Annotated in this window: 8 protein-coding genes; all 8 read left to right on the forward strand. The window is 53.5% G+C overall.

Annotation, left to right across the window (positions count from 1 at the left end; translation table 11 throughout):
* The first annotated feature begins 1 nt into the window (after position 1).
* Positions 2-1162 (forward strand): UDP-N-acetylglucosamine 2-epimerase, encoded by a 1161-nt coding sequence (neuC, locus tag AB5Y89_RS03050; RefSeq protein ID WP_045524096.1) that lies wholly within the window; start codon positions 2-4, stop codon positions 1160-1162.
* On the forward strand, positions 1159-2232 hold the full coding sequence (gene neuB, locus AB5Y89_RS03055; RefSeq protein ID WP_368222848.1) for an N-acetylneuraminate synthase: 1074 nt from the start codon (positions 1159-1161) through the stop codon (positions 2230-2232). The genes neuC and neuB overlap by 4 nt, the downstream gene beginning before the upstream one ends.
* A complete protein-coding gene (locus AB5Y89_RS03060; RefSeq protein ID WP_254231583.1) occupies positions 2225-2866 on the forward strand; it encodes an acetyltransferase in 642 nt (213 codons plus the stop codon). Before neuB ends, AB5Y89_RS03060 begins: the two co-directional genes overlap by 8 nt.
* A 12-nt stretch (positions 2867-2878) precedes the next feature.
* On the forward strand, positions 2879-3940 hold the full coding sequence (locus AB5Y89_RS03065; protein WP_368222849.1) for a nucleotidyltransferase family protein: 1062 nt from the start codon (positions 2879-2881) through the stop codon (positions 3938-3940).
* Entirely contained in the window at positions 3940-4911 is a 972-nt protein-coding gene (locus AB5Y89_RS03070; RefSeq protein ID WP_368222850.1) for a Gfo/Idh/MocA family protein, read from the forward strand. The genes AB5Y89_RS03065 and AB5Y89_RS03070 overlap by 1 nt, the downstream gene beginning before the upstream one ends.
* 23 nt (positions 4912-4934) lie before the next feature.
* Positions 4935-5624 carry an acylneuraminate cytidylyltransferase family protein gene (locus AB5Y89_RS03075; RefSeq protein ID WP_048207995.1) on the forward strand — a complete coding sequence of 230 codons (690 nt, stop codon included), beginning with the start codon at positions 4935-4937 and terminating at the stop codon, positions 5622-5624.
* A complete protein-coding gene (locus tag AB5Y89_RS03080; protein WP_368222851.1) occupies positions 5624-6394 on the forward strand; it encodes an oxidoreductase in 771 nt (256 codons plus the stop codon). Before AB5Y89_RS03075 ends, AB5Y89_RS03080 begins: the two co-directional genes overlap by 1 nt.
* On the forward strand, positions 6391-7015 hold a 625-nt coding region (locus AB5Y89_RS03085), incomplete at its 3' end, for a hypothetical protein (protein WP_368222852.1). The genes AB5Y89_RS03080 and AB5Y89_RS03085, both read left to right, overlap by 4 nt.

Genomic DNA, 7015 nt, shown 5'->3' on the forward strand with positions numbered 1-7015 from the left:
CATGGCCAACACCATTGCCGTCTTTACCGGTACTCGCGCCGAATACGGGCTGCTCTATTGGTTGATGAAAGACATTGCCGCGGATCCCGACCTGGAGCTCAAGCTGATCGTCTCGGGTACGCACTTGTCCCCCGAGTTCGGCCTGACCTATCAGCAGATAGAGCAGGATGGTTTCAAGATCGATGAGCGCATCGAGATGCTGCTCTCCTCCGATACCTCTGTGGGGGTAGTCAAAAGCATGGGCGTGGCCTTGCTCGGGCTGGCAGATGCATTGGCCCGCTTGCAACCGGATGTGCTGGTGATCCTGGGGGATCGCTTTGAAGCGCTGGCGGCAGCCCAGGCGGCCATGTTGCAGCGCATACCGGTAGCACACCTCCATGGTGGCGAGATCACCGAGGGGGCTTATGACGACGCCATTCGCCATGCCATTACCAAGTTGAGCTACCTGCACTTCACGGCCGCCGAGCCCTATCGACAGCGAGTCATTCAGTTGGGGGAGGCGCCTGAACGGGTGTTCAACGTGGGCGCCGTCGGTCTGGACCACATCATCAAGACACCGCTGCTGTCCATGGACGAGCTGCAATCCTCTCTTGGGTTTACGTTGGACTCACCGTTCTTCGTGGTGACCTATCACCCCGTGACTCTGGCCGATGAACCGGCCAGGGAGAGTTTCAGTGCCTTGCTGGCGGCGTTGGATAACTATCCCGACCATCAGGTTATCCTGACGTACCCGAATGCAGATGACGGTGGTCGAGCCATCATTCCACTGCTTGAGCAGTATGCGACAGCCAATCCTGCACGCGTGCTGGCCATCCCGTCTTTGGGTTACAGACGTTACCTGAGCGCGGTGAAACACTGTGCCGCCGTGATCGGCAACTCGTCGAGCGGCATCATCGAAGTGCCTTCTCTGGGTGTCCCGACCATCAATATCGGCCAACGCCAACAAGGGCGCCTGGCAGCGAAGAGTGTGCTTCATTGCGACGCGAAGGCAGAGGCCATTACGCAATGCATTGCCAAGGCCTTGCAGCCTATGGGCCCGGATGCTTATGTCAATCCTTATGGTGCAGGGGACGCCAGCGGCCAAATCGTGGCACGCCTGAAGCATTTTGCCATCCCCACCATCAAACAGTTCCATGATCTCGACAGGAGTCCGTCGCCATGATCCGCATCATCGCCGAAGCCGGCGTCAACCATAATGGCGACGAAGCACTCGCCGTGGCACTGATCGATGCTGCCCACCGGGCAGGCGTCGATGTCGTCAAGTTTCAGACCTTCAAGGCGGCCAATCTGGTGACCCGCCAGGCCAAGCAGGCTGCTTATCAAACCGCCAACACCGGCAAGGAAGAGAGCCAGTTTGCCATGCTCTCCCGCCTTGAGCTTTCGTTCGATGCCCATCTTCGTCTGATCGCCTATTGCGAGTCTCTCGGTATCGCGTTTCTGTCTACCGCCTTCGATACCGAGAGCCTGGACTTTCTGGTGAACCGGTTGAAGTTGCAGACCCTCAAGATCCCGTCCGGGGAACTGACCAATGCGCCTTTCGTACTGGCCCATGCTCGCACCGGTTGCGAGTTGATCGTCTCGACCGGTATGGCCACGTTGGCAGAAGTGGAGGCGGCCCTGGGGGTGATAGCCTTCGGATTGACCGCGCCGCAGGATGCGCAGCCCGGTGAGGCCGCCTTCATGGCTGCCTATGCCAGCGAGGCTGGTCAGGCCGCTTTGGCCAACAAGGTGACCCTGCTGCATTGCACGACCGAGTATCCGGCGCCCATGGTGGATATCAACCTCAAAGCCATGGATACCCTGTCGCACGCCTTCCGGTTGCCGGTCGGTTATTCGGATCACAGCCAGGGCATCACCATCCCGGTGGCGGCAGTCGCCCGTGGAGCCTGCCTCATCGAGAAGCACTTCACGCTGGATCGCAACATGGAAGGGCCTGATCACAAGGCTTCTCTTGAACCCGATGAACTGGCCGCCATGGTGAAAGGGATCCGCGATGTGGAACTGGCACTGGGAGACGGCATCAAAGGGCCTCGCCCGAGCGAGATCAAGAACAAGGAGATCGCACGCAAGAGCCTGGTCGCTGCCTGCGACATTGAGGAGGGCGCCATCCTCTGTGCCGACAACCTCGCCATCAAGCGCCCTGGCGATGGAATGAGCCCCTATGCCTACTGGCAGCTCCTGGGGCAACCGGCCAAACGAGCCTATCAGGCGGGTGAGCCTATCCGTGAATAAACCGGTCATCGTCCTCGGGGCAGGGGGACATGCCTCGGTGCTGGTCGACATGCTGCGCAGCCAGGGAGTGGTTCCCATCGCCCTGGTTGCGCCCGCCGCAGGTACAGCGCGCGCCGCACTGGCTGATATTCCCCTCTGGCATGATGAGGAAATACTGACCCACCATCCGGATGAGGTGGTGTTGGTCAATGGCATCGGCTCCCTGCCGGGCAACCCGCTGCGCGCCACGCTATTTGCCCGTTATCGCGCCCTTGGTTACCGCTTTGCAAGCGTCGTCAGCGCACAGGCCATGGTCTCTGACTACGCCGTGCTGGAAGAGGGGGCCCAGGTCATGGCGGGGGCCATCATTCAGGCGGGTACCCGGATAGGTGCCAACAGCATCATCAACAGTGGTGCCATCGTGGATCACGACTGCCATCTGGGAGGCGACAATCACGTCGCACCGGGCGCCGTGTTATCCGGCGGTGTGGTAACGGGTGAGAGAGTCCATATCGGTACGGGAGCTGCCGTGATCCAGGGCATATCAATTGGCTCTGATGCCGTGGTCGGGGCTGGCGCCACGCTGACGCGCCCTCTTGGAGAAAAGCAGATTGCATACGTTGCCCGGGGCAGCGTGATGCCTATCAAGCAGTAAAGGATGGATTGGATGAGCAAAAATTGGGAAAAAGTGGTGTTGTCGCCGGCACACTCGGTGCGTGATGCCCTGGCCGTGATCAATGAAGAGGCACTGCGGGTTTGTCTGGTCGTGGATGACGCGCGGCACTTGCTCGGCGTCGTGACCGATGGCGATGTTCGCCGCGCCATCCTGAACAATGTCTCCCTGACGCAAAGCGTCACGGCCGTGATGAATTCCACCCCCATCACTGTCTCGGCCAAACTGACCCGTGCGCAGTTGCTGGAAACCATGCGAGCGCGAAGCGTTCTTTCCCTGCCAGTGGTCGACGATGCGGGCAAGCTGATTGGGCTGGAAACCTGGGAGCAGGCGGCGCAAGCGCCGAGCTATGACAATCCCGTCTTCATCATGGCGGGGGGATTTGGTACCCGGCTGCGCCCGCTGACCGACAATTGCCCCAAGCCCATGCTCAAGGTGGGTGACAAGCCGATACTGGAGACCCTGCTCAACCAGTTCCTCAAGGCTGGCTTCAAGAACATCTACATCTCCACCCACTATATGCCCGAGCAGATCACTAATTATTTTGGTGATGGTTCAGCCTGGGGGGCCAATATTCGTTACGTCTATGAAGAGACCCCGCTGGGAACCGGTGGTGCCCTGGGCCTGCTGCCCGGCGACATCCCTGCCCTGCCGCTTATCATGATCAATGGCGACGTGCTGACCACAGTGGATTTCAATCGTCTGCTCGATTTTCATGTGGAAAACGGTGCTGATGCCACCATGTGTGTGCGTGAATATGATTACCAAATTCCCTACGGCGTCATCACGGGTGAGGGAAACAAGATCACCAGCATGATTGAAAAGCCGGTTCATCATTTCTTTGTCAATGCCGGGATTTATGTTGTTGCACCTCATGTCGTGCAATCTGTGGCCAAAGGGGAACGCATTGATATGCCAACTCTGCTTGAACAACATATGAATAAAAATAAGCAAGTCTTGATGTTTCCTATTCATGAGTACTGGTTGGATATCGGTCGCATGGAAGATTTCAATCGTGCTCAATCGGATATATCTTCACTGGGGCTACTCTCATAATGGAACGTATTGCTGTCGTTGGCCTCGGTAATATCTCGGTTCGCCACAGAAGAAACTTAAAGCACCTTTATCCATCCGCTTCCATCTACGCCATGTCAGCCAGTGGTCATGCTGCCGCAGCGGATATCAGTGATTGTGATGTACTCGTCTCTTCAGTAGAGGAACTTATCCAGCATCGCATTGATTTTGCGATCATCGCGTCCCCTGCGACCTTGCATGCTGCCCATGCCATCCCTCTGATAAAAGCGGGCATTCCCGTTCTGATTGAAAAACCCCTGGCGGCATCGCTTGCCGATTGTGAGGCCATTCAAGCTGCCAGCCATGAGCACAATACTCCGGTGGCTGTCGGATATTGCCTGCGTTATTTACCGTCGGCCATGCTCATGAAAGATCTGTTGACTGAGCAAAAAGTGGGCCGCTGCTACCATGTTCAGGTTGAAACCGGGCAATACCTGCCTGATTGGCGCCCCAGCAAAGATTTTCGGCACAGCGTTTCTGCTCGTGCAGAGTTGGGGGGAGGAGTGTTGCTGGAGCTCAGTCACGAGTTCGATTATATCCAGTGGCTGCTTGGACCACTTCAAGTCAAATACGCAAGCCTGTCTTCTTCCGAAGAGCTTGGCCTGTCGGTTGAGGACATGGCCGATATCATGCTTGGCGACAAAACGGGCGCCATTGCCACGGTCCATCTGGATTTTCTCCAACGAAAAGCACATCGCAAATGCCGCGTCATTGGCAGTGAAGGTACGTTGGAATGGGACCTGATTCAAAATTCGGTCTCATTGAGCTCGGCCAATGGTATTGAAGTCATTCATTGTGAGCCCGCCTGGGATAAAAACCAGATGTACCTCGGCATGATTGCCGATTTTGTCAATCTTATTCAGGGTGCCAAGCATCACAGCATCTCTATCGATGACGCCACACGAACGGTTGCATTGATCGAAGCAATCAAAGCGTTCTCTCATCATCGATAACACCTAACCGGATCTCGAATCAGATGAAAAATTTTGCGTTCATTTTCGCCCGGGGCGGCTCAAAAGGGTTGCCAGGAAAGAACATTCGTCCATTGGCGGGAAAACCGTTGTTGCAATATTCCATCGATACGGCGCTGGCATCACCATCGATTAGCCAAGTGTTTGTTTCTACGGATGATGCTGCCATTGCCAGCGTTGCAATCTCATCCGGCGCGGTGGTTATAGAGCGCCCATCCGAATTGGCGACAGACACCAGCCCGGAGTGGCTGTCCTGGCGACATGCCATTGAATGGGCGACCGCGCATTATGGGGCATTCGATGGTTTCATCAGCTTGCCGGCAACCAGCCCGCTGCGCAGTGTGAGTGATGTTGAAGCGGCCATTGCCAAACGTCGTGAGCAAAATGCCGATATCTGTATCTCCGTCACGCCAGCCAACCGCAGCCCCTATTTCAACATGGTAAAGGAAACGGTGGATGGTTGGGTCGAGTTGGTCAATAAACCGGCGGGCGATGTTGCTCGGCGTCAGGATGCGCCTCCGGTTTTTGATATCACGACAGTGGTATATGCCACGACACCTGCCTTTGTGCTTGAACACTACGGGCTGTTCTCGGGGAAAGTCACCAGTATCGAGGTGCCGAAAGAACGAGCGGTCGATATTGACGATATTTACGACTTCAAACTGGCAGAAGCTATCGTAGGAGAGCAGAAATAATGGAACAGCTGTTGAACGAAAAACGTATTCTGGTGGCCGGTGCCGGCGGCTTGCTGGGCTCTCGTCTGGTGCCTGCCATTCTTGCCCAGGGCGGCAAAGTTATCGCGGCAGATATCAATGTCGATGCCATGGCCCAGCGTCTTTCCACTCAGGGTGTGGATACGGCAGACGACAATCTGACGTTGATACAGCTGGATGTGACCAGTGAGGAAAGCCTCAAGGTATTTTTTGCGCAACAAGAACATATGGATGGGGCTGTCAACACGACCTATCCGAGAAACAAAACCTATGGCGCGCATTTTTTTGATGTGTCCCTTGCCAGTTTCAATGAAAATCTTTCACTCCATCTTGGCAGTGCTTTCCTGTTTACCCAGCAATGTGCGTCTTATTTCAAAGCACATGAAACAGCCTTTTCATTAGTCAATATTTCATCCATATATGGTGTTGTTGCACCTAAGTTTGATATTTACAACAATACCAAAATGACCATGCCGGTCGAGTATGCGGCGATCAAATCCGCGATACAGCATTTGAGCAAGTATGCGGCAGCATATGTCAATGACAGCCGTTTCAGGGTGAACAATGTGAGCCCGGGTGGGATATTTGATAATCAGCCTGATGCGTTTTGCCAGGCATACAAGAGCCATACTCATGGTGCAGGTATGCTGGATGTGTCGGAGATCATCGGCAGCATCATGTTCCTGTTGTCAGACCAAGCCAAGTATGTGACTGGGCAAAATATTATAGTAGATGATGGTTTCTCTTTATGAATTTCGAAAGAATTAAAAAGATATTGGGTACTTTGTTTTTGAGCTATAAACTCTCTCCGGAGGAAAAAAAGTTCATTGAGCTAAATCAAAAGCATTGGTCACATAGGCATAATGGTGAAGTCGGAATATTGGTCGAGGGCTTTCTGGACTCACCAACGAGCATTGTTGAAAAATCTCGTCTGGCAAATGCTGCAAGGGAGGCTTCAGGGCTTAATGTTAAAGTGCTTGTTAGAGGCATGAAGCAAAAGGCAAGTAATGTCATCCCGATCTATCGCTCTTTTGGGATAAATAACTTTTTCTGCTGGTGGTTGAATTATATCAATCCTAGTGTAGTGTTTTCTTCACTTTGTTCTTTTTTCTATGTACTGCTTTGTTTGAAGAGTGGATCTAAACTTGTTGATTACCGTAAGGATGATGTTTTAATTGGTGATCTGATTTATGACTCATTAATTAGAAATATACCAAACAGCTATACTATTGATAAACTGTCTCTTTTTTCACACGGTAGAATTTTATTTAGATCACTATGCTTTTTTTATGGTAATAAAAGTATTTTAAAGAAAAATGATATTCGGTTCGTTGTATCTAGCCATAATGTTTATGCGGAATATGGCATGTTAT

The sequence above is a fragment of the Aeromonas sp. s4 genome (assembly GCF_040907855.1).
Classification (GTDB): Bacteria; Pseudomonadota; Gammaproteobacteria; order Enterobacterales; family Aeromonadaceae; genus Aeromonas; species Aeromonas caviae.

What these genes read in the sequence shown, in the direction of transcription:
- neuC (WP_045524096.1), top strand. Translation starts at nt 2, where the DNA reads ATGGCCAACACCATTGCCGTCTTTACCGGTACTCGCGCCGAATACGGG.
- neuB (WP_368222848.1), top strand. Translation starts at nt 1,159, where the DNA reads ATGATCCGCATCATCGCCGAAGCCGGCGTCAACCATAATGGCGACGAA.
- AB5Y89_RS03065 (WP_368222849.1), top strand. Translation starts at nt 2,879, where the DNA reads ATGAGCAAAAATTGGGAAAAAGTGGTGTTGTCGCCGGCACACTCGGTG.
- AB5Y89_RS03070 (WP_368222850.1), top strand. Translation starts at nt 3,940, where the DNA reads ATGGAACGTATTGCTGTCGTTGGCCTCGGTAATATCTCGGTTCGCCAC.
- AB5Y89_RS03075 (WP_048207995.1), top strand. Translation starts at nt 4,935, where the DNA reads ATGAAAAATTTTGCGTTCATTTTCGCCCGGGGCGGCTCAAAAGGGTTG.
- AB5Y89_RS03080 (WP_368222851.1), top strand. Translation starts at nt 5,624, where the DNA reads ATGGAACAGCTGTTGAACGAAAAACGTATTCTGGTGGCCGGTGCCGGC.